The organism is Dysosmobacter sp. Sow4_B12 (genome assembly GCF_052116665.1).
Taxonomy (GTDB): domain Bacteria; phylum Bacillota; class Clostridia; order Oscillospirales; family Oscillospiraceae; genus Oscillibacter.
In genome coordinates this window covers 47,673-70,889 of sequence record NZ_JBQKKR010000008.1, presented here as the reverse complement: position 1 = coordinate 70,889, position 23,217 = coordinate 47,673, and the positions used below count along the sequence as shown (strand labels likewise).

At 62.6% G+C, this 23,217-nt stretch carries 19 protein-coding genes; 15 read left to right on the top strand and 4 right to left on the bottom strand.

Features of this window, described 5'->3' with window-relative positions; translation table 11 throughout:
* Positions 1-2 precede the first annotated feature (2 nt).
* Entirely contained in the window at positions 3-851 is an 849-nt protein-coding gene (locus ACTQ4R_RS08805; protein WP_441627807.1) for an anti-sigma factor family protein, read from the top strand.
* A 241-nt stretch (positions 852-1,092) separates the two neighbouring features.
* On the top strand, positions 1,093-1,596 hold the full coding sequence (locus ACTQ4R_RS08800; protein ID WP_441627805.1) for a QueT transporter family protein: 504 nt from the start codon (positions 1,093-1,095) through the stop codon (positions 1,594-1,596).
* A 40-nt stretch (positions 1,597-1,636) separates the two neighbouring features.
* On the opposite strand, the gene ACTQ4R_RS08795 is transcribed toward ACTQ4R_RS08800, so the two are convergent.
* Positions 1,637-3,298, bottom strand: coding sequence for a GGDEF domain-containing protein (locus ACTQ4R_RS08795; protein ID WP_441627803.1), 1,662 nt, complete (start codon positions 3,296-3,298; stop codon positions 1,637-1,639).
* Between the two features lie 259 nt (positions 3,299-3,557).
* On the opposite strand from ACTQ4R_RS08795, the gene ACTQ4R_RS08790 reads away from it, so the two are divergent.
* The gene (locus tag ACTQ4R_RS08790) at positions 3,558-4,706 is read left to right on the top strand and encodes an FprA family A-type flavoprotein (protein ID WP_441627801.1); all 1,149 of its coding nucleotides are present in this window, start codon (positions 3,558-3,560) and stop codon (positions 4,704-4,706) included.
* Positions 4,707-4,772: 66 nt separating this feature from the next.
* Here the strand turns inward: ACTQ4R_RS08790 and ACTQ4R_RS08785 are convergent, their stop codons facing one another.
* Positions 4,773-5,933 (bottom strand): cation diffusion facilitator family transporter, encoded by a 1,161-nt coding sequence (locus tag ACTQ4R_RS08785; protein ID WP_441627799.1) that lies wholly within the window; start codon positions 5,931-5,933, stop codon positions 4,773-4,775.
* A 99-nt stretch (positions 5,934-6,032) separates the two neighbouring features.
* Entirely contained in the window at positions 6,033-6,647 is a 615-nt protein-coding gene (locus ACTQ4R_RS08780; RefSeq protein WP_441627797.1) for a hypothetical protein, read from the bottom strand.
* A 167-nt stretch (positions 6,648-6,814) separates the two neighbouring features.
* Here ACTQ4R_RS08780 and spoVAD point away from each other — a divergent pair, with 167 nt between their 5' ends.
* The 12 genes from spoVAD (at position 6,815) to ACTQ4R_RS08720 (ending at position 21,616) form a co-directional block, all read left to right on the top strand.
* Positions 6,815-7,831, top strand: a complete 1,017-nt coding sequence (gene spoVAD, locus ACTQ4R_RS08775; protein ID WP_441627795.1) for a stage V sporulation protein AD — start codon at positions 6,815-6,817, stop codon at positions 7,829-7,831.
* Between the two features lie 277 nt (positions 7,832-8,108).
* Positions 8,109-9,440: a type I glutamate--ammonia ligase gene (gene glnA / locus ACTQ4R_RS08770; protein ID WP_441627793.1), complete on the top strand. Its 1,332-nt coding sequence runs from the start codon at positions 8,109-8,111 to the stop codon at positions 9,438-9,440.
* 41 nt (positions 9,441-9,481) lie between these two features.
* A complete protein-coding gene (locus tag ACTQ4R_RS08765) occupies positions 9,482-10,021 on the top strand; it encodes an ANTAR domain-containing response regulator (RefSeq protein WP_441627791.1) in 540 nt (179 codons plus the stop codon).
* 49 nt (positions 10,022-10,070) lie between these two features.
* Complete coding sequence (gltB, locus tag ACTQ4R_RS08760) at positions 10,071-14,603, top strand: glutamate synthase large subunit (RefSeq protein WP_441627789.1); 4,533 nt, start codon at positions 10,071-10,073, stop codon at positions 14,601-14,603.
* A gap of 18 nt (positions 14,604-14,621) precedes the next feature.
* Positions 14,622-16,022, top strand: a complete 1,401-nt coding sequence (locus ACTQ4R_RS08755) for a glutamate synthase subunit beta (RefSeq protein WP_441627788.1) — start codon at positions 14,622-14,624, stop codon at positions 16,020-16,022.
* Between the two features lie 155 nt (positions 16,023-16,177).
* Positions 16,178-17,890 (top strand): ammonium transporter, encoded by a 1,713-nt coding sequence (locus tag ACTQ4R_RS08750; RefSeq protein WP_441627786.1) that lies wholly within the window; start codon positions 16,178-16,180, stop codon positions 17,888-17,890.
* 136 nt (positions 17,891-18,026) lie between these two features.
* Entirely contained in the window at positions 18,027-18,383 is a 357-nt protein-coding gene (gene spoVAE, locus ACTQ4R_RS08745; protein WP_441627784.1) for a stage V sporulation protein AE, read from the top strand.
* A 110-nt stretch (positions 18,384-18,493) separates the two neighbouring features.
* The gene (locus tag ACTQ4R_RS08740) at positions 18,494-19,777 is read left to right on the top strand and encodes a polysaccharide deacetylase family protein (RefSeq protein ID WP_441627782.1); all 1,284 of its coding nucleotides are present in this window, start codon (positions 18,494-18,496) and stop codon (positions 19,775-19,777) included.
* A 17-nt stretch (positions 19,778-19,794) separates the two neighbouring features.
* Positions 19,795-20,151 carry a hypothetical protein gene (locus ACTQ4R_RS08735; protein WP_441627780.1) on the top strand — a complete coding sequence of 119 codons (357 nt, stop codon included), beginning with the start codon at positions 19,795-19,797 and terminating at the stop codon, positions 20,149-20,151.
* Positions 20,152-20,176: 25 nt separating this feature from the next.
* On the top strand, positions 20,177-20,569 hold the full coding sequence (gene cdd, locus ACTQ4R_RS08730; RefSeq protein ID WP_441627778.1) for a cytidine deaminase: 393 nt from the start codon (positions 20,177-20,179) through the stop codon (positions 20,567-20,569).
* Positions 20,566-20,808: a hypothetical protein gene (locus tag ACTQ4R_RS08725; RefSeq protein ID WP_441627776.1), complete on the top strand. Its 243-nt coding sequence runs from the start codon at positions 20,566-20,568 to the stop codon at positions 20,806-20,808. Before cdd ends, ACTQ4R_RS08725 begins: the two co-directional genes overlap by 4 nt.
* Positions 20,801-21,616: an MBL fold metallo-hydrolase gene (locus ACTQ4R_RS08720; protein ID WP_441627774.1), complete on the top strand. Its 816-nt coding sequence runs from the start codon at positions 20,801-20,803 to the stop codon at positions 21,614-21,616. Before ACTQ4R_RS08725 ends, ACTQ4R_RS08720 begins: the two co-directional genes overlap by 8 nt.
* 37 nt (positions 21,617-21,653) lie before the next feature.
* Here the strand turns inward: ACTQ4R_RS08720 and ACTQ4R_RS08715 are convergent, their stop codons facing one another.
* Positions 21,654-23,057 (bottom strand): GNAT family N-acetyltransferase, encoded by a 1,404-nt coding sequence (locus tag ACTQ4R_RS08715; RefSeq protein WP_441627772.1) that lies wholly within the window; start codon positions 23,055-23,057, stop codon positions 21,654-21,656.
* Positions 23,058-23,217 lie beyond the last annotated feature (160 nt).

Below are 23,217 nucleotides of genomic sequence, written 5' to 3'. Positions count from 1 at the left end.
ACATGACAAATTGCAAAGAGTTCGAGGCCCTGCTGGACCTGTATGCGGACGGAGAGCTGTCTTTCGAGGAGATGTGCCGCGTCCGGGACCATTTGGACACCTGTCCCGCCTGCCGCGCCTACGTGGATGACATTCTGGCCATTCGGGCGGCATTTCCGGAGGTGGAGGACACCGTTGTCCCCGACGGCTTTGCCGAGGGTGTCATGGCGGCTGTCCGCCAAAGCGGCACGCCGGTCCGCCGCACGCCCTGGAAAAAGCTCCTGCTGCCCCTGGCCGCCTGCTTGGCGGTGGCCGTGCTGGTCCTGCCTCTGAAGGACACCCTCTCCGGCGGCGCGAAAATGGAGCGGGCCACTGCCGCCGCAGCCCCCGCCATGGACACCGCCTCCGCTGAAAGCGCTCCCGCTGAGGCGGCGGAGACACCGGCGGCGGAGGCGCCCGCCGCCCTGTATCAAGAGGCGCCCGTGGAGGATGCCGATCCCCAGGAATACGGCGCCGATAAAAAAATGGGCTCTTACAGCGGCGGCAGCCATGCGGAACCATCCGACAGCGGCTCCACGGAGCCTGTCGCCGGCCAGACGGAGGAAGCGGCTCCGGAGACCATGATCATGACCGCAAGCAAGCCAGAGCCCTCCGCCCGCGTCACCCTGCCGGCGGAGGGGCTGCAGCTGGAGCTGCTGTCCGGGCGGACGCCGGACCGGGAGGCGGAAGGCCAGGTGGAATTTGACCTCACCCCGGAGGAGTATGACCTCCTCTTGGCCCAGCTGGACGAATCCGGCCTGGACTACACAGCCGAGGAATCCGGCGATGCCGGCAGCGGCACCGTTTTGGTGGTCGTAGAGGCCGCGAATTGAATATACGCCGCCGGGAAAAATTCCCGGCGGCGTATGTTTTTCTTGCCTTTTCCAGGCAGCCATGGTATACTCCCCAATTGACAGGTGCCATCTCCCTGTCCAAGCGCCGCTCCGGCGGCGTTCGTTCGGTGGCTTTTGCTGACCGTTCTCTAAACAAAAAAATGGAGGTCGCCCGCGCCTTTCGCGGGTATGTTGCTGTGCGTTTACAGACCTCCACCCTATTTCAAGGAGGTCTTTTTTCATGTCCAAATCCCGATTTTCCACCCGGCGGCTGGCCACGGCCGGCATAATCGCCGGCATTTACGCCGCGCTGACCCTGTTTCTGCCCATCCCCCAGTACGGCGGCGTACAGCTGCGGGTGGCCGAGGCCATGACCGTGCTGCCGTTTTTGTTCCCGGAGGCTATCCCCGGTCTGGCGGTGGGCTGCTTCCTGGCGAACCTGCTGGGCTCCCCCTACGTGCTGGACTGGATCTTCGGCACCCTGGCGACGCTGGTGGCGGCCATCTGGACCTCCAAGGTAAAAAACCGCTGGCTTGCCCCCCTGCCTCCCGTCGTCTGCAACGCCGTCATCGTGGGCGCGGAGATCGCCTACTTCGCCACCCTGGACGGTGCCGCCTTCTGGCCCGCCTACGCCTTCAACGCCTTTACCGTGGGCCTGGGTGAGGCCATCGCCTGCTATGTGCTGGGCTCCCTGTTGCTGCGGGCTCTGGAGCGGACGCCCGCCCTGCACCGCACCACTGTTTAAAAAGCGGAAAACGGCTCCCGTGGACACGGGAGCCGTTTTTTCATAGCATTGCCGGACGTTCCGCATCCCGGAGAAATTCTTCCGGGGCGGTCCAGAGGGGCTCTTTTTTCTTTTTGTTCTCATACATCATACTGTCGCTGCGGCGGATCACATCCCGGACCGTCCGGTCCAGGGACGGGTCATAGCTGGCGTAGCCGCAGGCCACGCTGAAGGGGAAGTCAAACTTCCCGCTCTCCCGGCGGATCAGCTCCTCAAAATGCCGCTGCTCCGCCGCCAGGTCCTGGGCGCTGCAGGCAATGTAGACAAACTCATCGCCGCCGATGCGGAAGCATTTGCCGGAGGGGTCAAAGGCCTGCTGGATGCAGTGGAAGCAGCATTTGAGCGCCTCGTCGCCCTGTTCATGGCCGAAGTTGTCATTGATATACTTCATGTCATTAATATCAAACAGGACCACGCAGGTGGCCTTCACCTCCAGCTCCTGCCGCTCCAGGCGCTTGAGGGTATCCTCATAGGCGTTGCGGTTCAGCGCCTCCGTCAAAATGTCCATGTTGGCCAGCTTTTCAAAGTAGGCGAGCTTCTGCTCCTCCAGCATGGCGCGGTAATACTGTGCCACCTGGCTCCACACCAGCATGACGATGAACACGATGGTGCCGATAGGCAGAAAGACGGAGGTGTCCCGGAAGCCCCGGAAATAGTAGGCCGCCAGCTCCGCCAGTCCAAAGGCCATAACGATATACAGCGGCAGGCGGAAGCGCTTCGCGTTTTCATTGTCCGTCAGACGGCTCTCCCTCCCAATGGCCCAGAACACATACACCCCATTCACCGCCATCAGCACATGGGTCACCGTCATCATCTGGAAAATGTCCAGCCAGCCGGTCATTTGGATGGCTGTCTCCGCCACCATGTTGACAAGATACGCCGCCGCCAAAACGGCAAATCCCCGGCGGTATTTGGTGCGGCAGATCGTGTACACAAACAGGTTGAAGGGCACCGGAAACAGGAAGAAGCTGAAAAAGTCCACAAAGTACAGCGTCCTGCCGTCCGGGATGAGGAACTGCAGAAAGCCGCACTGGCACAGCGACCACGCCACAATGGTCAAGGCAAACAGGCCCAGGCACAAAAAGCTCCCGATCTCATGCTTTTCCCGGCGGTTCCTGGTAAAGAAATGCAGGAAAATGCTGAGGATGCCGGCAAACACAATGACGCAGTTGAGAATGAGGATCGGCAGAATGTCGGTGAGCCGCTCCAGCACGCATGCGCTTTTGGTCCCGCAGTAAAGCGTTGAAGTGTTACCGTAAAAATGATGATACACGGGATAGATGCAGATGCGCAGCGTCTCACCGCCATGGCCCTCCGGAATGGAAACGATGTGCCAAAGCGTACCGGGGGACTTGGGGACGGCTTTCCCGGCCCAGCCGCTGCGGTAGATCAGCTGGCTCCCCGCATAGACTTCCACCTTGGTATGGGTGGTTTTGAACATCACGCTCTGCGGCTCCTTTTCCGGCAGGCGGGCCGTCTGGATCTGGATACCGTCTTGATAGGAGGTGACCAGCTCCAGCTGGCGGGTATTGCGCAGAGGCAGCGTATCGGCGGCTTCACTTTTCCAAAAGCTCCAGCTTAAAAACACAGCCGCCGCCAAGGCAGCCAGGAAAAACGCGGCCATCAATCGCTTTTCCGTATAGTTCGGCCACATTTTTTTCATCGCTGTCTCCCCTCCTGATAGCTTTTTTTCTATCATATCAAACTTTTCAGAAAACTCAAGGCTGCTTTCCACCCTTTTGTTTCACCCCGCCCATGCGGTTTTGCGCAGCGCCGCCCCTTTCTCTTGCAAAAAGTTCTTCAATATGTTAGGATAGTCGCCGGCAGCGTATTTTTTTCAAGGATTCGGCGGATTTCACAAAAAGTTACATCTTTATTTTATTTTTGCATTTTTTTATCATATGTGTTTCGGAGGTGTCCGTATGGTTACAAATGACATTCGTTACATCGGTGTGGATGACAAGACCCTGGACCTGTTTGAGAGCCAATACGTGGTCCCCAACGGCGTTTCCTACAACTCTTACGTCATTCTGGACGACAAGGTCGCCGTCATGGACACGGTGGATCGCCGCAAGACCACCGAGTTCCTGGCTAATCTCCGGCAGGCCCTGGCGGGTCGGCAGCCGGATTACCTGGTGGTCCAGCACATGGAACCGGACCATGCCGCCAGCATCCAGGCGCTGGTGGAAAAATACCCGGACGTGCAGCTGGTGGCCAGCGCCAAGGCGCTGCAGATGCTGCCCCTGTACTTTACCGGACTGGACCTGAGCCGGGCTGTCACCGTCAAGGAAGGGGACACCCTGTCCCTGGGCCGCCACGAGCTGACGTTCATCTCGGCACCCATGGTTCACTGGCCGGAGGTCATGATGACCTATGACAAGTGCGACAAGGTGCTCTTCAGTGCCGACGGCTTCGGCAAATTCGGCGCCCTGGACGCCGACGAGGCCTGGGACGACGAGGCCCGCCGCTACTATTTCAACATCGTGGGCAAGTACGGACCCCAGGTGCAGTCCGTTCTGAAAAAGGCCGCCGGCCTGGACATCCGCATCATCTGCCCCCTCCACGGCCCCGTGCTGAAAGAGGACTTGGGCCACTATCTGGATAAATACAACATCTGGAGCAGCTACGGCGTGGAGTCCGAGGGTGTGTTCATCGCCTGCGCCTCCATCCACGGCCACACCGCCGCCGCCATGGAAAAGCTTGCCGAGATCCTAAAGGCCAAGGGCTGCCCCAAGGTGGTCATGGCCGACCTCACCCGGGACGACACGGCCAAGGCGCTGGAGAATGCCTTCCGCTACGGCAAGGTGGTTCTGGCCGCCTCCTCCTATAACGCCGGCGTCATGCCCGCCATGGAAGACTTCCTCCACCACCTCAAGGGCAAGAACTACCAAAAGCGCACTGTGGCCCTGGTGGAAAACGGCTCCTGGGCCCCCACCGCCGCCCGGACCATGCGGGAGATCCTGGGACAGGCGAAGGACATCACCGTGGTGGAGCCCGCCGTCACCATCCGCGGCGCGCTGAAGGACAGCGACCTGCCCGCCCTGGAGGCCCTGGCCGACGCTATTTTATGACCTGCGCATACATAAGATATTATAAAAGCCGGGAGCGCACGAAGCGCTCCCGGCTTTTATAATATCTTATGTATAGGGCCGCTCCACATTCACGACGGCGTAGTAGTTGCCGTCCAGGGTGCGGACCGCGGTCTCGATCTTCTCCCGCACCTCCGCGTCCGTCAAACGGAAATGGAAGGGCACCACCGCGTCAAAAATGACATTGGTATGGGTGGGGCCCGCCACCATGCGGAAATCGTGGATGGTGATCTCGTCGTCGATACAGCGGACCAGGGCCGCCACCCGCTGGCGGGTCTCCTCCGTGATGCCGTCATCGGTAACGATGGGGTCCATGTGGATGACCGCCTCGCAGCCCAGCTTTTCCCGCAGTTCCTTTTCCACGTTGTCGATCTCGTCGTGGAGCTCCAGCACGTTTTCCGAGGCGGAGACCTCCGCGTGGACGGAGATCATCACCCGGCCGGGGCCGTAGTCATGGACAATGAGGTCATGGATGCCCAGGATGCTCTTGTGGGCCATGACGATGTCCCGGATCTGCATAACGAATTCCCGGGTGGGCGGCGTGCCCAGCAGGGGATTCAGCGTGTCCTTGGCGGCGTTGAAGCCGGACCAGAGGATGAAGGCCGCCACCAGGATGCCGCACCAGCCGTCGATCATGAGGCCGGTGAAATGGCCCACTAAGGTGGCGATGAGCACCGCCGCCGTGGCGGCGCTGTCGCTGAGGGAGTCCATGGCGGTTGCCTCCATGGCGGAGGAATTCAGCTTCCTGCCCAGCCGCCGGTTGTAGGAGAACATATACAGCTTCACGGCGATGGACACGCACAAAATGCCGATGACCAGCGGGCTGGAATCCACCGGCTCCGGGCGGAGGATCTTCTCCAGGGAGGACTTGGCCAGTTCCACGCCCATCAGCAGAATGAGCATGGACACCGCCAGACCCGACAGGTACTCGATGCGTCCATGGCCGAAGGGGTGGTCGGAGTCCGGCTTCTGGCCCGCCAGCTGGAAGCCCAGCATGGTCACAAAGGAGGAGCCCGCGTCGGAGAGGTTGTTGAAGGCGTCGGCGGTGATGGCAATGGAGCCGGACAGGGTCCCGGCGAAAAATTTTCCGATGAACAGCAGCACGTTGAAGCCGATGCCCACAGCGCCGCAAAGGATGCCGTAGGCCTTCCGCACCGCCTGCTCGCCGCCGTTATCCTTAATAAAAAGTTTTGCCAACAGGGCTATCATATTCTTAGGTCCTTTCTTCCTTTGCCGTTGGCGCTTAAAGCCGCCCGGCAAAGGCGCTTGATATGGAAGAGGTCACATCTGTCTCGAAGAAGCGGGCGCTTACACGCCCTTTCCCGGGATGACCAGCTTCATGTGGCAGCACAGGTCATCCAGGTCCCGGTCCGTGGCGGCGGGGATACGCAGCTTGGCGCCGCAGTCCCGGCACACCAGGTCCACGGCGCTGCGGCGGATCTCCATGCCGTAGCGGCCGCTGCCGCAGGCGCAGGTGATGCCGCGGTCCCGGGCGGCGATGTCCTTCAGCTCTGAGAGGACCTCGTACATGATGACGTTGTCCACAAAGGCCTCCGGCCCCTCGTCCTCCTTTTGCTGCTTTTCCTTTTCCGCCAGGATGGCCAGCTCCCGCAGGTTTTTCTCCACGATGCCCTCCGGTCCGATGAAGCAGCAAAACTGCTTGGTCTTGGCGCAGCCCAGGGCCGTGGCTCCCTGAAGCATCCGCTCCGGCGGAACAACGGCCTCGTGGGTCTCTCCGCAGAGGCCGCAGGGCACGTAGACATGGTACTTGGCGCCGTCAAAGGTCACCCGCAGGGCCGATTTGCCGCACTCGCACTCCACCTCGGCGTTGGACGCCTCCAGGGCGAACACGGAACGGGCCGCCAGAACGGTCCTGCCGCACGCCGGGCAGAGATAGCCGAAGGAACGCATTTCCTCGCTCATATGACACACCTCTTTAAAAGCTATACGAAATTTTTCCATTGAATTTGGATTATACCACGGCAAATCCCCGTTGTACAGCGGTTTTTCCCCATCATCTCCTGCCTGGGCGTTCATATTTTCGCGGTCTTTGGGACAAGCTACGGAAAATCCCTTTGTGAGGTGGCAATATGAACTCTAAACGTTTGGGCCGCCGGACCGTGGCCCTGTCCGCGCCTCCCTCCGTCCTCGCCTGTGCCTGCGTGGGCGGTAAATTTGAGGGCCAGGGCCCCCTGGGCACCTGCTTTGACGAGCTGGGAGAGGACTCCTTTTTCGGGGAATCCACCTGGGAAAAAGCGGAGTCCGCCATGCAGAAGAGGGCCTTGAGCCGGGCCCTGGACAAGGCCCGGCTGAAAGCGGGCGACCTGGACTATATCCTGGCGGGGGACCTTTTGAACCAGTGCGTGGGCTCCGCCTTCGGCCTGCGGGACTTCGGCATCCCCTTCTACGGGCTGTACGGCGCCTGCTCCACCATGGGCGAGTCCCTGGCCCTGGCCTCCCTGCTCATCGACGGCGGCTTTGCCCGCCGGGCGGCGGCCATGACCTCCTCCCACTTCTGCACCGCGGAGCGGCAGTACCGCATGCCGGTACCCTATGGCAGCCAGCGGACCCCCACCGCCCAGTGGACCGCCACCGCCGCCGGCTGCACCATTCTGGCGGAAAAAGGCCAGGGGCCCTACGTGACCCACGTCATCTGCGGCCGCATCGTGGACAAGGGCATCACCGACTCCAACAACATGGGCGCCGCCATGGCCCCCGCCGCCTACGACACCCTCTCCGCCTTCTTCCGGGACACGCAGACCGGCCCGAAGGACTATGACCTCATCCTCACCGGAGACCTGGGCGAGCTGGGCCACGACATCGTCCGGGACTTTTTCCGGCGGGACGGCATCGACCTGACAGACCGCTACCAGGACTGCGGCCTGCTGCTGTACGACCGGGAAAAGCAGGACATGCACGCCGGCGCCTCCGGCTGCGGCTGCTCCGCCGCCGTGCTGAACGGCTATGTGCTGCCGGGCCTGCGGGCGGGCAAGTGGCGGCGGGTGCTCTTCGCCCCCACCGGTGCTCTGCTCTCCCCCACCACCTCCTTCCAGGGAGAGTCGGTGCCGGGCATCTGCCACGCCGTTTGTCTCTCCGCCGAAGCATGACTGTTCGCCTTGCGAAAACAGGCGCGGTCCGTATCGAAAGTGCACAAATGATTTTTTCTCCGCGCTTTCGCTTTTAGAACACTCTCTGAAATCTACCCAAAACCCGTGCTGTCCGCGTCAAAAACGTTGACAGTGCGGGTTTTTCAACGGTATAATTTCCGCAAGAGAGAGCAAGGGCGCCCCCTCTGGGGTTGCTGCCTGCTCTTTTTTCGTATTTTGAGTTTCTCGTGCTTTAAACTAATAAATCAACTCAGCCGCTGAAAGGAGACTGTACGCCATGGGCAAATACAGCAAAGAGGATATTATCCGCCTGGTGAAGGAAGAAGATATTCAGTTCATCCGCATGCAGTTCACCGACATTTTCGGACAGATGAAAAACGTCGCCATCACGGCGTCCCAGGTGGAGCGGGCCGTGAACAACCAGATCATGCTGGACGGCAGCTCCATTGAGGGCTTTGTCCGCATTGAGGAGTCCGACCAGTACCTGTGGCCGGACCTGGATACCTTCGCCATCCTGCCCTGGCGGCCCCAGTACGGCAAGGTGGCCCGTCTGATCTGCGACGTCCACAATCCGGACGGCTCTCCCTTCGTGGGCGATCCCCGGGGCGTTTTGAAGCAGGTGGTCCAGCGGGCGGAGCGCATGGGCTATACCTTCAACGTGGGGCCGGAGCTGGAGTTTTTCCTGTTCCAGACGGACGATGACGGCAACCCCACCACCAAGACTGCCGACCAGGCCGGCTATTTCGACCTGGGCCCCCTGGACCACGGCGAGAGCACCCGCCGGGAGATCTGCCTGTGCCTGGAGGACATGGGCTTTGAGATCGAGGCCAGTCACCATGAGGTGGCCGCCGGCCAGCATGAGATCGACTTTAAATACGCCGACGCCCTGGCCGCCGCCGACAACATCATGACCTTCAAGCTGGCGGTCAAGACCCTGGCTCAGAAAAACGGCCTCCATGCCACCTTCATGCCCAAGCCCGTCTACGGTGAGGCCGGCAGCGGCATGCATGTGAACATGTCCCTGTTCAAAAACGGGGAAAACGTCTTTTTCGACGACTCCGACCCCCGGAAGCTCTCCGCCCTGGCCTATCAGTTCATCGCGGGCCTGCTGGCCCACGTCCAGGGCTTCTGCGCCGTCACCAATCCCCTGGTCAACTCCTACAAGCGCCTGGTCCCCGGCTATGAGGCCCCCTGCTACCTGGCCTGGTCCACCGGCAACCGCTCCGCCCTGGTCCGCATCCCCACCCCCCGGGGCCAGTCCACCCGGGTGGAGCTGCGCAGCCCCGACCCCTCCTGCAACCCCTATCTGGCCCTGGCCGCCTGCCTGGCCGCCGGCCTGGACGGCATCGAAAAGGGGTTAACGCCTCCCGGCGAGATTTCGGAAAACCTCAACGTGATGCCCGCCGCGGCACTGAAGGCCCAGGGCATCGCCAAGCTGCCCGGTACTCTGGAAGCCGCCATCCACGCCCTGGAGGCGGACAGCGTCATCACGGACGCCCTGGGTCCCCACGTCACCGCCCAGTACATCACCGGCAAGCTGCGGGAGTGGGAGGAATACCGGACCCAGGTCTCCCAGTGGGAGCTCAAAAAATACCTGGTGACGTACTGACCGGAAGCGTGATTTGAAACCAAGGGAGGAGAGGTGATTCCATGGACAGGGTCGTGGTGGCATTTGCCAACGAAGAGGCGCAGCGCCGCATCCTGCGCCTGCTGGAATCCAACGGCTGCTCCCCCGCCGGCTGCTGCTTCTCCGGCGCCGAGGTCATCCGCCTCATTCGAAAAATGGGCAGCGGCGTGGTGGTGTGCGGCTTCAAGCTGCGAGACATGACTGCCAGTGACCTGGCCGCCAGTCTCCGGGGCACCGCCGCGCTGCTGGTGGTCTCCTCCGCCGTCAACCTGGACTATTGCGAGGGGGAAACCCTCTACAAGCTGGCCACTCCCATCTCCCGGGGAGAGTTCTACGCCTCCCTGGACACCCTGCTGCAACTTGAGGCCAAGCACCTCCGCCGCCCCGCACCCAAGCGGAAGGAGGAGGAGCAAAAGGTCATTCTTCGGGCCAAGGAGCTCCTCATGGACATCAACCGCATGACGGAGGCGGAGGCCCACCGCTTTTTGCAAAAACGCAGCATGGACGCGGGACTGAAAATGGCGGAGACCGCCCAGCTCATCATTGACTCGTATACCCACTGACCTGCCGCGCCCGCGGCAAATCTCAATAGAAAGAATGGGAGGAATTCCAATGCTGGAACCTGACCAGAGAAACCACATGCTCTATGACCCCCAGCTGGAGCACGACGCCTGCGGCATCGGCGCCGTGGTCAGCCTGAAGGGCATCAAGACATACAAAACTGTGGACGACGCGCTGAAAATCGTGGAAAAGCTGGAGCACCGCGCCGGCAAGGACGCCGCCGGCGAGACCGGCGACGGCGTGGGCATCATGCTCCAGGTGCCCCACAAGCTCATGATGAAGGCAGCCGCCGCCGAGGGCATCCGCCTGGGCGGCGAGCGGGATTACGGCGTGGGCATGTTCTTCTTCCCCACCGACCCGCTGAAGCGGGCCCAGGCCAAGAAGATGCTGGAGATCATCGTGGCCAAGGAGGGCATGACCTTCCTGGGCTGGCGGGATGTGCCCACCCATCCGGAGGTGCTGGGTGAAAAGGCCCGCGCCTGCATGCCCGTCATCTGCCAGTGCTTCGTGAAGCGGCCCGACCGCTGCAAGCAGGGCCTGGCCTTTGACCGCAAGCTCTATGTGGTCCGCCGGGTGTTTGAGCAGTCCAATGTCAACACCTACATTGCCTCCTTCTCCAGCCGGACCATCGTCTACAAGGGCATGTTCCTGGTGGGCCAGCTGCGCAAGTTCTACGCCGACCTCCAGGACCCCGACTGCCAGAGCGCCATCGCCCTGGTCCACTCCCGGTTCTCCACCAACACCACCCCCAGCTGGGAGCGTGCCCACCCCAACCGCTACATCCTTCACAACGGCGAGATCAACACCATTCGGGGCAACGTGGACCGAATGCTGGCCCGGGAGGAGACCATGTCCTCCGCCGTCATGGAGGCGGACATGGACAAGGTGCTGCCGGTGGTGGACCAGAGCGGCTCCGACTCCGCCATGCTGGACAACACCCTGGAATTTTTGATGATGAACGGCATCCCCCTGCCCCAGGCGGTGATGATGTGCATTCCCGAGCCCTGGGCCAACGACAAGAAGATGAGCCGGGAGAAGCGGGATTTCTACCACTACTACGCCACCATGATGGAGCCCTGGGACGGCCCCGCCGCCATCGTGTTCTCCGACGGCGACACCATGGGCGCCGTACTGGACCGCAACGGTCTGCGGCCCTGCCGGTGGTATCTCACCAACGACGACTATCTGATCCTCTCCTCCGAGGTGGGCGTACTGGACATCCCGGCGGAGAAGATCGTGAAAAAATCCCGCCTGCAGCCTGGCAAGATGCTGCTGGTGGATACCCTAAAGCAGCAGCTGGTGGACGACGAGACGCTGAAAAAGCACTACGCCCGCCAGCAGCCCTACGGCGAGTGGCTGGACCAGCACCTGGTATATCTGAAGGACTTGAACATCCCCAACAAGCGGGTGGAAAAGCACACCCAGGACATGCGGGACCGGCTGTACAAGGCCTTTGGCTACACGTATGAGGAAGTGAAGGATTCCATCCTCCCCATGGCCCGGGACGGCGTGGAGCCCACCGCCGCCATGGGCGTGGACACGCCGCTGGCGGTGCTCAGCGAAAAGCACCAGCCCCTGTTCAACTACTTCAAGCAGCTCTTCGCCCAGGTGACCAATCCCCCCATGGACTCCATCCGGGAGGAGATCGTCACAGACACCACCGTCTACGTGGGCGCCGGCGGCAACCTCCTGCAGGAAAAGGCGGAAAACTGCACTGTCCTGCAGATCCACAACCCCATCCTCACTTCCGTGGACTTGATGAAGATCCGCTACATGGACCAGCCGGGCTTCAAGGTGGAGACCATCTCCCTGCTGTACTACAAGTCCATGCCTCTGGAGCACGCCATCGACCGGCTGTTCGTCAACGTGGACCGGGCCTATAAGGACGGGGCCAACATCCTCATCCTCTCCGACCGGGGCGTGGATGAAAACCACGTGGCCATCCCCTCCCTGCTGGCGGTATCCGCTCTGGAGCAGTACCTGGTCCGCACGAAAAAGCGCACCGCCGTGTCCATGATCCTGGAGAGCGCGGAGCCCCGGGACGTGCACCACTTTGCCACGCTCCTGGGCTACGGCGCCCAGGCCATCAACCCGTACCTGGCCCAGGAGTGCGTGGAGGAGCTCATCACCGTGGGGCTTCTGGACAAGGACCCCGCCGCCGCGGTGGACGACTACAACAGCGCCATCCTCCACGGCATCGTGAAGATCGCCTCCAAAATGGGCATCTCCACCATCCAGTCCTACCAGTCCGCCCAGATCTTCGAGTGCGTGGGCATCAACAAGGACGTGGTGGACAAATACTTCACCAATACCATCAGCCGCGTGGGCGGCGTGGGCCTGGAGGAGATCGGCGAGGGTGTGGAATGGAACCACAACCAGGCCTTTGACCCCCTGGGCCTGGGGTACGACACCACCCTGGACTCCACCGGCACCTACAAGCTCCGCTCCGGTCCCGACAAAGAGGACCACATGTACAACCCCCGGACCATTTTGCTGCTGCAAAAGGCGGCCCGGGAGGGGGATTACGCCGCCTTCAAGGAGTACACCTCCCTGGTGGACTTTGCCGACAAGCCCCACACCCTGCGGGGGCTGCTGGACTTCCGCTTCGACGAAAACGGCGGCATCCCCATCGACGAGGTGGAGCCGGTGAGCGCCATCGTCAAGCGCTTCAAGACCGGCGCCATGAGCTACGGCTCCATCTCCCAGGAGGCCCACGAGTGCATGGCCATCGCCATGAACCGCATCGGCGGCAAGTCCAACTCCGGCGAGGGCGGCGAGGCCCGGGAGCGGCTCCACGACGAGCGCTGCTCCGCCATCAAGCAGGTGGCCTCCGGCCGCTTCGGCGTCACCAGCGAGTACCTGTGCAGCGCCCAGGAGATCCAGATCAAGATGGCCCAGGGCGCCAAGCCCGGCGAGGGCGGCCATCTGCCCGGCAAAAAGGTGTATCCCTGGATCGCCAAGACCCGGTGCTCCACCCCCGGCGTGACCCTCATCTCTCCCCCGCCCCATCACGACATCTACTCCATCGAGGACCTGGCCCAGCTGATCTACGATCTGAAAAACGCCAACCGCCAAGCCCGCATCAGCGTGAAGCTGGTGAGCGAGGCAGGCGTGGGCACCATCGCCGCCGGCGTCGCCAAGGCCGGCGCCCAGGTGGTCCTCATCTCCGGCCACGACGGCGGCACCGGCGCCGCCCCCAAAAACTCCATTCTGGGCGCCGGCCTTCCCTGGGAGTTGGGCGTGGCGGAGGCCCATCAGGCCCTCATTCAGAACGGCCTTCGCCGCCAGGTGGTCATTGAGACCGACGGCAAGCTTATGACCGGCCGTGATGTGGCCATCGCCTGCATGCTGGGCGCCGAGGAGTTCGGCTTTGCCACGGCACCCCTGGTGGCCATGGGCTGCTGCATGATGCGGGTGTGCAATCTGGACACCTGCCCCGCCGGCATCGCCACCCAGAATCCCCAGCTGCGCAAGCGCTTTGCCGGCAAGCCGGAGTACATCGTGAACTTCATGGAGTTTGTGGCCCAGGAGCTGCGGGAGTACATGGCCCGCCTGGGTATCCGTACCGTGGATGAGCTGGTGGGCCGCAGCGACCTGCTGCGGGTCCGGGAAAAGCTGGTGACCCACCGGGCGGAGACCCTGGACCTCAGCGGCCTGCTGCAAAACCCCTACGGCGACCATGTGCCCCACTTCGACCCCGGCGCCGTGTATGATTTCCACCTGGAAAAGACCGTGGACATGAGCGTGCTGCTGGAAAAGCTGGGCCGGAGCCTCAAGGGCAAAAAGTCCGGCAAGCTGGACCTGCAGGTCTCCTCCACGGACCGCTCCTTCGGCACGCTGTTCGGCTCCGAGATCACCCGCGTTTGCGGCGACTCCCTGCCGGATGACAGCTATGTCATCACCTGCCACGGAGGCGGCGGCCAGTCCTTCGGCGCCTTCATCCCCAAGGGCCTCACCCTGGCTCTGGAGGGCGACTGCAACGATGGCTTCGGCAAAGGCCTCTCCGGCGGAAAGCTCATCCTGTATCCCCCGAAAAACAGCCCCTTCGACCCCGGCGAGAACATCATCGTGGGCAACGTGGCCCTGTACGGCGCCACCAGCGGCCGGGCCTTCATCAACGGCTGCGCCGGCGAGCGCTTCTGCGTCCGCAACTCCGGCGCCGTGGCGGTGGTGGAGGGCGTGGGCGACCACGGTTGCGAGTACATGACCGGCGGCCGCTGCGTCATCCTGGGTCCCACCGGCAAGAACTTCGCGGCGGGCATGTCCGGCGGCATCGCCTACGTGCTGGATGAAAAGCACGACCTGTACATGCGCTTGAACAAGGAGCAGGTGCTCATTGACACTCTGACGGAGTCCCACGACATCCAGGAGCTCCGCTCCCTCATTGAAGAGCACGTGGCCGCCACCGGCTCCCCCAGGGGCAAGCAGATCCTGGCGGCCTTCCACTCCTACATCCCCTGCTTCAAGAAGGTCATGCCCCGGGACTACGACCGCATGCTCCGCTCCATCGCCCAGTACGAGGAAAAGGGCATGAGCCGGGAGCAGGCCGAGATCGAGGCGTTTTACGCCAATACCAAACACTGAGAAAGGAGGGCAAGCACTATGGGAAAGCCTACCGGATTTTTAGAGTACATCAGAAAAGACGACCCCACCCGCGCCCCCGCCCAGCGGGTCCGCGACTGGGAGGAATTCCACATTGCCCTCCCCGACGCCGTGCGGGCCCAGCAGGGCAGCCGCTGCATGAACTGCGGCGTCCCCTTCTGCCAGGCCGGCATGGTCTACGAGGGCAAGACCTTTGGCTGTCCGCTCCACAACCTCATCCCCGAGTGGAACGACATGATCATGAGCGGCAACCGCTCCCACGCCTTGAGCCGCCTGCTGAAAACCAACAACTTCCCGGAGTTCACCGGCCGGGTCTGTCCCGCCCCCTGCGAGCAGGCCTGCATCTGCGGCATCTACGGCAGCGCCATCACCATCCGGGACAACGAGCTGTGCGTCATTGAGGACGCCTTCGCCAGCGGCCACATGAAGCGCCGCCGTCCTCCCCAGTGGTCCGGCAAAAAGGTCTGCGTGGTGGGCTCCGGCCCGGCGGGCCTGGCCGCCGCCGACCAGCTCAACCGCCGGGGCCACTCCGTCACCGTGGTGGAAAAGGAAGAGCATCCCGGCGGCCTTCTGACCTACGGCATCCCCAACATGAAGCTGCCCAAGTCCGTGGTGAGGCGCCGCGTGGACCTGATGACCGACGAGGGCGTCAGCTTCGTCACCGGCGTGGACGCCGCCGACCCCAAGACCGCCCGGCGGCTGCTGGCGGAATACGACGCCGTCATCCTCTGCTGCGGTGCCGGGAAGCCCCGCGCCCTGGGCCTGGATACGGAGGGCGTCAGCGGCGTGTTCTACGGCACGGAATACTTGAAATCCGCCGTGGAGCGGCACATTTTCGCAAAAAGTGAGACTGCCGCTCCCTCCGCTGAGGGACGCCATGTGGTCATCATCGGCACTGGCGACACCGCCAGCGACTGCGTGGCCACCGCCCTGCGGGAGGGCTGCGCCTCTGTGACCCAGCTGGTCCGCCGCCCGGAGAAGGACTATCTGAAGGACGGCCAGCTGCCCATGGATTATGCCCACGAGGAGGCCCTGGCCGTCACCGGCCACGACCCCCGCCGCTTCGGCATCCAGGTGAAGGAGCTGATCCACGGAGAGGACGGCGCCCTCACTGGCGTCGTCACCACCGGGGGCGACACCCTTCCCTGCCAGCTCCTCATCGGCGCCACCGGCTTTGCCGGCTGCCGGGAGGACGTGTGCGCCGCCTTCGGCGTGGAGGCAGACAAGACCGTCCGTACGGCGGAGGGCAGCTTTGCCACCGGCGTGGAAAAGGTCTTTGCCGCCGGCGACATGCGCCGGGGCCAGTCCCTGGTGGTGTGGGCCATCGCCGAGGGGCGGGCCGCCGCCGCCGAGGTGGACGCCTACCTAGTGGGCTACACCAACCTTGTCAGAAGTATATAAAAAGTTGAGAAGTTTTTGTCAAAGTTGGCGGATTCCTTAGGAGTTTCGCCAATTGACGGACACGCGTCTTCGTGGTAAAGTCATACCATTCAAGGGCAAGGACGTCTGAGAGCCATCTCAGGCGTCCTTGCCTTTTCGTTTTAGGAGGGAAATGTATGTATTCAGCTGTCAACACGATTTGGGTCCTTTTGGGCGCGGCCCTGGTCTTTTTCATGCAGGCGGGCTTTGCCATGTGCGAGGCCGGCTTTACCCGGGCCAAAAACACCGGCAACATCCTTATGAAAAACCTAATGGATTTCTGCATCGGCACCCCCACTTACTGGCTGCTGGGCTTCGGCCTCATGTTCGGCGGCGCCGGCGCCATTATCGGCGGGCTTGACCCCATGGTCTTGGGGGACTATTCCGACATTCTGCCCGCGGGCGTTCCCCTGTTCGCCTTTCTCATTTTCCAGACGGTGTTCTGCGCCACCGCCGCCACCATCGTCTCCGGCTCCATGGCCGAGCGCACCAAGTTCATCTCCTACTGCATCTACTCCTTCTGCATCTCCGCGTTCATCTATCCCGTCTCCGGCCACTGGATCTGGGGCGGCGGCTGGCTGAGCCAGCTGGGCTTCCATGACTTCGCCGGCTCCACGGCGGTCCACATGGTGGGCGGTGTGTGCGCCTGCATCGGCGCCGCCATCCTGGGGCCCCGCATCGGCAAGTACGACAAGGACGGCAAGCCCCGTGCCATTATCGGCCACAACCTGTCCCTGGGCGCTCTGGGCGTGTTCATCCTGTGGTTCTGCTGGTTCGGCTTCAACGGCTGCTCCACTGTGGCCATGGACAGCGATGAGGCCATGGTCTCCGCCGGTCTCATTTTCGTGAACACCAACCTGGCCGCGGCCGTGGCCTCCTGCGTCACCATGATCTACACCTGGCTGCGCTACAAGAAGCCTGACGTGGGCATGACCCTCAACGCGGCCCTGGCGGGCCTGGTGGCTATCACCGCCGGCTGCGACGCGGTCTCTCCCACCGGCGCCGCCCTCATCGGCGTCGCGGCGGGCCTGCTGCTTCCCATCTCCGTAAACTTCTTCGATTCCGTGGCAAAGATCGACGACCCTGTGGGCGCCATTTCCGTCCACGGTGTCTGCGGTGCCGCCGGCACCATCCTCACGGGCCTGTTCGCCGTGGACGGCGGCGTGTTCTACGGCGGTGGCTTCCACTTCTTCGCCATCCAGTGCCTGGGCGTTCTGGCCACCGCTGTCTGGGCCTCTGTGATGATCACCATCGTGTTCTTGATCTTAAAGAACACCATCGGCCTGCGGGTCTCCGCCGAGGAGGAGCTGAAGGGCCTGGATATCACCGAGCACGGCCTGCCCTCCGCATACGGCGGCTTCGCCTTCGTCTATGATGACACCCCCGCCGACCTGGTGGCCGAGGCCACCGGCGCGGTCCCTGTCAAGGAGGCCGTTCCCGTGGAGGTGGCCGCTTCCGTGGTGGAGCCCTCCGTGCCTGCCGGCGGCGTGAAGATGACCAAGATCGACATCCTCTGCAAGATGGAGCGGTTCGACGCCTTGAAGCGGGCCATGTTCGACATCGGCATCACCGGCATGACCGCCGTGAACGTCATGGGCTGCGGCGAGCAGCGGGGCAAGACCGAGGGCTACTTCCGCGGCGCCAAGGTGGAGGCCACCATGCTGCCCAGCATCCAGGTCTCCATCGTGGTCAGCAAGCTGCCGGTGAGCCTGGTGGTGAACACCGCCCGCAAGGTCCTTTACACCGGCAACATCGGCGACGGCAAGATCTTCATCTACAACGTGGAAAACGTCGTCAAGGTCCGCACCGGCGAGCAGGGCTACGACGCCCTCCAGGACGATGTGAACTGATTTTTCCTTGCTTTTTCCCAACTCTTTTCTTTACCGGAAAGCGGCAGGCCGTTGGCCTGCCGCTTTTCCGTATGGCGGCGGCGTTTTGGGGAACACTACCAGGGCAGCCATATTCCACATGACGGAGGCGTTTTCTATGGACTATCTCAACGCGTTTCTCTGCGGCGGCATCCTCTGCGCCATCGGCCAGATCCTCATCGACAAGACACAGCTGACTCCCGCCCGTATTCTGACGGGCTACGTGGTGGCCGGCGTGGTCCTCAGCGCCCTGGGGCTATACGAGCCCATCGTCCAATGGGGCGGCGCCGGGGCCACCGTGCCCCTCACCGGCTTCGGCCATCTGCTGGCCAAGGGCGTGGGCAAGGCCGTGGCGGAGCAGGGCTGGCTGGGCGTCCTCACCGGCGGCCTCACCGCCGCGGCCGGCGGCGTCACGGCGGCTATGGTGTTCGGCGTGGTCATGGCCCTTCTCTGCAAGCCCGGCGATAAGCGGTGAGAAAAACGCGGACGGAAAACCGTCCGCGTTTTGTCACTCTTTTGTTGTTCTTTTTCGTCGGAAAATCTGGTATACTGAACACATCAAAAAACACAGAAAGGACCCTTGCCATGTGCCGAATTTTCCGCTGCTTTCTGGCAGCTTTACTCCTGTTTTCCCTAACCGCCTGCGGCTCCGCACCAGCACCCGGCTCCGACGGTCCCTCCCAGCCGGAGGAGGCATCCGCCCAGTCAGATGCCTCCGGCGCCCCATCCGAAGAGCCGCAGGAAACCCCGGCCGAGCCGGAAAAGCCTGAGCCGGAGCCCTACACCATCCTGGACCCTACCGTCATGCCGGAGGGCGGCAGCCGGGACGGCGTGACCTACGCCGCCTATGACGGGGTGGTGGAGCACCTGTTTTTCCATCCCGTGGTGGCCTACCCGGAGTTGGCCTTCGACGGCGACTACAAATCCGACGGCATCGACGACTGGATGGTCACTGCCGGAGAGTATCTGAAAATCCTGGAGAGCGTCTATGAAAAGGGCTACGTTCTGGTGGACATCGCGGATTGCTGGAGCGAGCAGACCAATGAGGCCGGGGAGACCCGGATGGTGAAGAACACCTTGTACTTACCCGAGGGCAAAAAGCCCCTCATCCTCTCCTACGACGATGTGAACTACTACGAATACATGCTGGAAAACGGCTTCACCTACAAGCTCATCATCGGAGATGACGGCAAGCTCGCCTCCTGGGGCCTGGACCCGGAGGGCAATGAAGTCATCAGCCGGGACCTGGACGCCGTCACCATTCTGGACAAATTCGTGGAGGAGCACCCGGACTTTTCCCCCTTCGGTGCCAAGGGCTGCCTAAGCCTGACGGGCTACGAGGGCATCCTGGGCTACCGCACCCAGACGGACAAGGACAACTGGACGGCGGAGCGGGAGGCCCGCCGCCAGGAGGAGATCGAAGCCGTGAAGCCCATCATCGCCGAGCTCAAACGCACCGGCTGGACCTTCGGCAGCCACACCTGGGGCCACATCAGCCTCAATACCCGCACCTATGAGACCGTCACCGCTGACATGCGCAAGTGGTTCGACGAGGTGGGCAGCCTGGTGGGAGACACCACCGTGCTGTTCTATCCCTTCGGCGGCCGCCTGGACGGCGACGACGTCCAGCAGACCGGTCCTGCCTTCCAGTGGATGCAGCAGCAGGGCTTCCGCATCTTCTGCTCCGTGGGCATCGACTCCTGGTCCAAGTGCAAAAGCGACATCAGCGCCGTCATCTGCGACCGGCTCCACCCCGACGGCACCACCCTCCGCTCCGCCAAGGCCCGGGAGCGGTACATGAAATTCTATGACGCCAAGGACATCATTGACCTCAGTGTCCGCCCCCAGCGGGAGGTGGGCTGGGCTTGAAAAAGGAGGAATCACATGTGAAGCACCGCATCTGCCTGTTTCTGCTATCGCTGCTTGTTGTGGTGGCACTGACCGCCTGCGGCTCCGGAGAAACAGAGCAGGCAGAGGTTCCCCCTCTGACAGCGGTAGAGGCCATGACTGACGACGCTGCCACCGAGGCCCTGTCCGGCTTCCGCCGCCAAGACATCATGGATGCCTGGGGCGATCCCCAGGAGGTGTTCGACACCCTGTCCAACCTGCATGTGGACCTCTATGACGCCCCTACCCTGGGCGGCTGGGTGGCCGTCCAATACGACACCTCGGACATCGCAGACCCGGACGCCCAGATGGACACGCTGCCGGTAGAGTCAGTGGAGCTCCAGACTATCGGCTGAGTGCATTTTTTGAAGGAGTGTTTTTATGACCCGAGAAGAACTGAAGGCCGCGGCCGTCGCCATGCTGGACCGGGCCTACATCCCCTATTCCCATTTTCCTGTGGGCGCCGCCTTGGAGTGCAGCGACGGCACCGTGTTCACCGGCTGCAACATCGAAAACGCCTCCTTCGGCCCCACCATCTGCGCCGAGCGCACCGCCGTGGCCAAGGCGGTCAGCGAGGGACACACGGACTTTGTCCGCATCGTGGTGGCCGGCAGGAGCAAGGATTTCTGCGTCCCCTGCGGCGTGTGCCGGCAGGTGCTGCGGGAATTCGCCCCCAATATGGAGGTCATCTGCCTCAACGGCGCCGGTGAGGAACAGGTTTTCACCCTACCGGAACTGCTGCCCCACAGCTTCGGCCCGGAGTTTCTGGCATGAAGCTGACGCGGGAAGAGGCAGCGGCCCGCATTGCCGCCGCGCCGGGACATGACGTGTGCGTCCTGCGCATTGAAGAGGGGGATTTCGGCTGCGAGGAGCACCGGGAGCCGGCGCCGCTGTGGCTTTTGTGCCAGCGCGCCGACGGCGTCCGCTTCTCTCTGGACATCCCGGAGACACGGGTGGAGGCCCTGGGCCTCACGGAGGGCGGCACCTGCCGGGAGGAGGACCTGCATGGCTGAAACGGCAAAGCTTTGGGTACTGGCGGACAACAACACCCTCATTGACCGCTATTTTCTGGGAGAGCCCGCCGCCAGCTACTACCTGGAGATCGACGGCCTGCGTATCCTGCTGGACACCGGCTATTCCGATGTCTTCCTGCAAAACGCGGAAAAGCTGGGACTGGACCTGGGCCGCCTGACCCACATCGTCCTCTCCCACGGCCACAACGACCACACCAACGGCCTCGCCCTTCTGGCGGAGCGGTTCGACCTGTCCGGTGTCCGCCTCATCGCCCATCCCCGGTGCCTGCTGCCCCGCTGGTACGGCGGGGAATACATCGGCCCGCCGGCGGACGGCGCCATTTCCGCCGCCTGTGACTACCGCCCCAGTAAGGCGCCGGTCTGGCTGTCGGAAAACTGCGTGTTCCTGGGGGAGATCCCCGCCGTTCACGACTTCGAGCAGCGCCGCCCTCTGGGCCGCGTCCTGCTGGACGGGGAGGAGCAGCCCGACCTGCTGGCGGATGACACCGCCCTGGCCTGCCGGACCCCGGAGGGCCTGTTCATCCTCACCGGCTGCTCCCACAGCGGCATCTGCAACATTGTCTCCCACGCCCAGGCGGTCTGCGGGGAACCCCGAATCGCCGGTATTCTGGGTGGGTTCCACCTGCCCCGGGCCAACAGCCGGGTGGAAAAAACGGCATCGTTTCTCACCTCGCTGCGTCCCGGCGTCCTCTATCCCTGCCACTGCGTCTCCCTGGCCGCCAAGCTGGAGCTTGCAAAAGTCCTTCCCGTGCAGGAAGTGGGCTGCGGCATGTGCGTTTCCTTTTGAAAAAACAGCGCCGGAACAAAAGTTCCGGCGCCGTTTTTTATACCAGCTTTTCGAAATAGTAAAAGGTCTCGTCCTCTCCGTTTTTCCGCATGCAGGAGGAGAGCATCTTGTAGGACGCCTGGTTTTCCTTGAAGCACTTGGCCACCACCCGGGAAAGGTGCACCTTGTACAGCGCCCAATCCGCCACGGCGGCAAAGGCCTCCGTGCCGTAGCCTTTCCCGGCGTAAGCCCTGTCGACGCGGCAGCCCAGCTCCGCGCCGCCCCGGCAGTCGAAGCGGTAGAGCACCGCCTCGCCGATGAGCTTTCCATCCAGTCGGACGGCGAAGTTGGCCGCAAGGCGGTTGTCAAAATCCCGGCGGGCCACGTCAAAAAAGCTCCGCTCCTCCACAGGCCCGCCCAGGCCGGCCACATCGTCGTAGCCCCACCAGCGGTTGCGGTCTCCGTCCAGCACCAGGGCGTTATAGGCGGGAATATCCGCCTCCGTCAGCGCCGAAAGGGTCAGACGCTCCGTCTTCAGCACCGGGATGGCGCTGACGTGGGACAGCAGCTCATTCTGAGGCTCAAAGCGGTACTTGGGCGCCAGCTTTGCCGGGCCGTACTGCAGCTTGGAGGTCCGCAGTCCCTTGTCCGCCGCGTCATCCTCCCGGTTCAGCCACCGGCAGTCTCCGCCAAAGGCGTCGGCAAAGGCCTGCACCAGGGTGGGATACACGCCGGTGTAGGAATACAGGGCCTTTTCAATGTGGATGATAAGGGTCTCGCCGCACTTTTCCGCCAGGGACAGGGCAATGAGCTTCTCCCCGTCGAACATGCCGCCGGCTACGAACCAGCTTTTGTCCACCATGCGGAGCATCTTCTTGGCAAGCGCCAGCTCATCCCGGGCCTTGGCGTTGTTTCCCTTGGGAAACTCCGCCTCGTAATCCGCCCAGAACGTATCAATGATGCCCCGGTCCGCCGCCGTCAAGGGGCGGAAAGAGGCCTCCGGCCATTTGGAGCGGAACTTGTTGATGTGGTTGCGCTGGCCGGAATACCGCCGTCCCGTGAAAAACTGCAGGTCCTCCCGGTAATACACGTAGTCCCGCCAGGTCCGCACGTCGCTGACCCGCACATACGGGTAACGGGACAGCAGCCGGCCCGCCTTGCACTCCGGCACCACGGAGATCACCGGCGGGATCCCCTGCTCCAGGCAGTAGGACTCGATGGCCTCCAGTGCCTTGTCCTCATCCCCCTCCGGTCCCGGCACCGGATAGTCGAACACCACCTGCCCGTCGATGCAGTTGCGCACCACCAGGCACCCCGCCGCCTCCGTCCAGGACGGATGCAGGGTGCTCCGCCACATGAGCTTCGTGCCCACAGAGTATTCACAAAGACCGTAATCGCAGTCTTGATAGTAGCGCCGCAGCTTCGGTCCATCCTGTTTTGTCACTGATTTGAACTGTAACATAGTTGCCTTCCTTGTCCTTGATTGTGAAATGATTGTCCTTATGCAAAAAACATTTTTCCACTGTATTTCCATTCGTTCCCTTGACAGGGCCGAAAAAATAGCGTATGGTATATGAGTAATTCGAATGAGGGGTATTCGAAAACTTACTGTGAGAGAGGGA

Bases quoted from the DNA above. Each gene is read 5' to 3' on its own strand.
- ACTQ4R_RS08805 (WP_441627807.1), top strand. From the start codon at position 3: ATGACAAATTGCAAAGAGTTCGAGGCCCTGCTGGACCTGTATGCGGAC.
- ACTQ4R_RS08800 (WP_441627805.1), top strand. From the start codon at position 1,093: ATGTCCAAATCCCGATTTTCCACCCGGCGGCTGGCCACGGCCGGCATA.
- ACTQ4R_RS08795 (WP_441627803.1), bottom strand. From the start codon at position 3,298: ATGAAAAAAATGTGGCCGAACTATACGGAAAAGCGATTGATGGCCGCG.
- ACTQ4R_RS08790 (WP_441627801.1), top strand. From the start codon at position 3,558: ATGGTTACAAATGACATTCGTTACATCGGTGTGGATGACAAGACCCTG.
- ACTQ4R_RS08785 (WP_441627799.1), bottom strand. From the start codon at position 5,933: ATGATAGCCCTGTTGGCAAAACTTTTTATTAAGGATAACGGCGGCGAG.
- ACTQ4R_RS08780 (WP_441627797.1), bottom strand. From the start codon at position 6,647: ATGAGCGAGGAAATGCGTTCCTTCGGCTATCTCTGCCCGGCGTGCGGC.
- spoVAD (WP_441627795.1), top strand. From the start codon at position 6,815: ATGAACTCTAAACGTTTGGGCCGCCGGACCGTGGCCCTGTCCGCGCCT.
- glnA (WP_441627793.1), top strand. From the start codon at position 8,109: ATGGGCAAATACAGCAAAGAGGATATTATCCGCCTGGTGAAGGAAGAA.
- ACTQ4R_RS08765 (WP_441627791.1), top strand. From the start codon at position 9,482: ATGGACAGGGTCGTGGTGGCATTTGCCAACGAAGAGGCGCAGCGCCGC.
- gltB (WP_441627789.1), top strand. From the start codon at position 10,071: ATGCTGGAACCTGACCAGAGAAACCACATGCTCTATGACCCCCAGCTG.
- ACTQ4R_RS08755 (WP_441627788.1), top strand. From the start codon at position 14,622: ATGGGAAAGCCTACCGGATTTTTAGAGTACATCAGAAAAGACGACCCC.
- ACTQ4R_RS08750 (WP_441627786.1), top strand. From the start codon at position 16,178: ATGTATTCAGCTGTCAACACGATTTGGGTCCTTTTGGGCGCGGCCCTG.
- spoVAE (WP_441627784.1), top strand. From the start codon at position 18,027: ATGGACTATCTCAACGCGTTTCTCTGCGGCGGCATCCTCTGCGCCATC.
- ACTQ4R_RS08740 (WP_441627782.1), top strand. From the start codon at position 18,494: ATGTGCCGAATTTTCCGCTGCTTTCTGGCAGCTTTACTCCTGTTTTCC.
- cdd (WP_441627778.1), top strand. From the start codon at position 20,177: ATGACCCGAGAAGAACTGAAGGCCGCGGCCGTCGCCATGCTGGACCGG.
- ACTQ4R_RS08725 (WP_441627776.1), top strand. From the start codon at position 20,566: ATGAAGCTGACGCGGGAAGAGGCAGCGGCCCGCATTGCCGCCGCGCCG.
- ACTQ4R_RS08720 (WP_441627774.1), top strand. From the start codon at position 20,801: ATGGCTGAAACGGCAAAGCTTTGGGTACTGGCGGACAACAACACCCTC.
- ACTQ4R_RS08715 (WP_441627772.1), bottom strand. From the start codon at position 23,057: ATGTTACAGTTCAAATCAGTGACAAAACAGGATGGACCGAAGCTGCGG.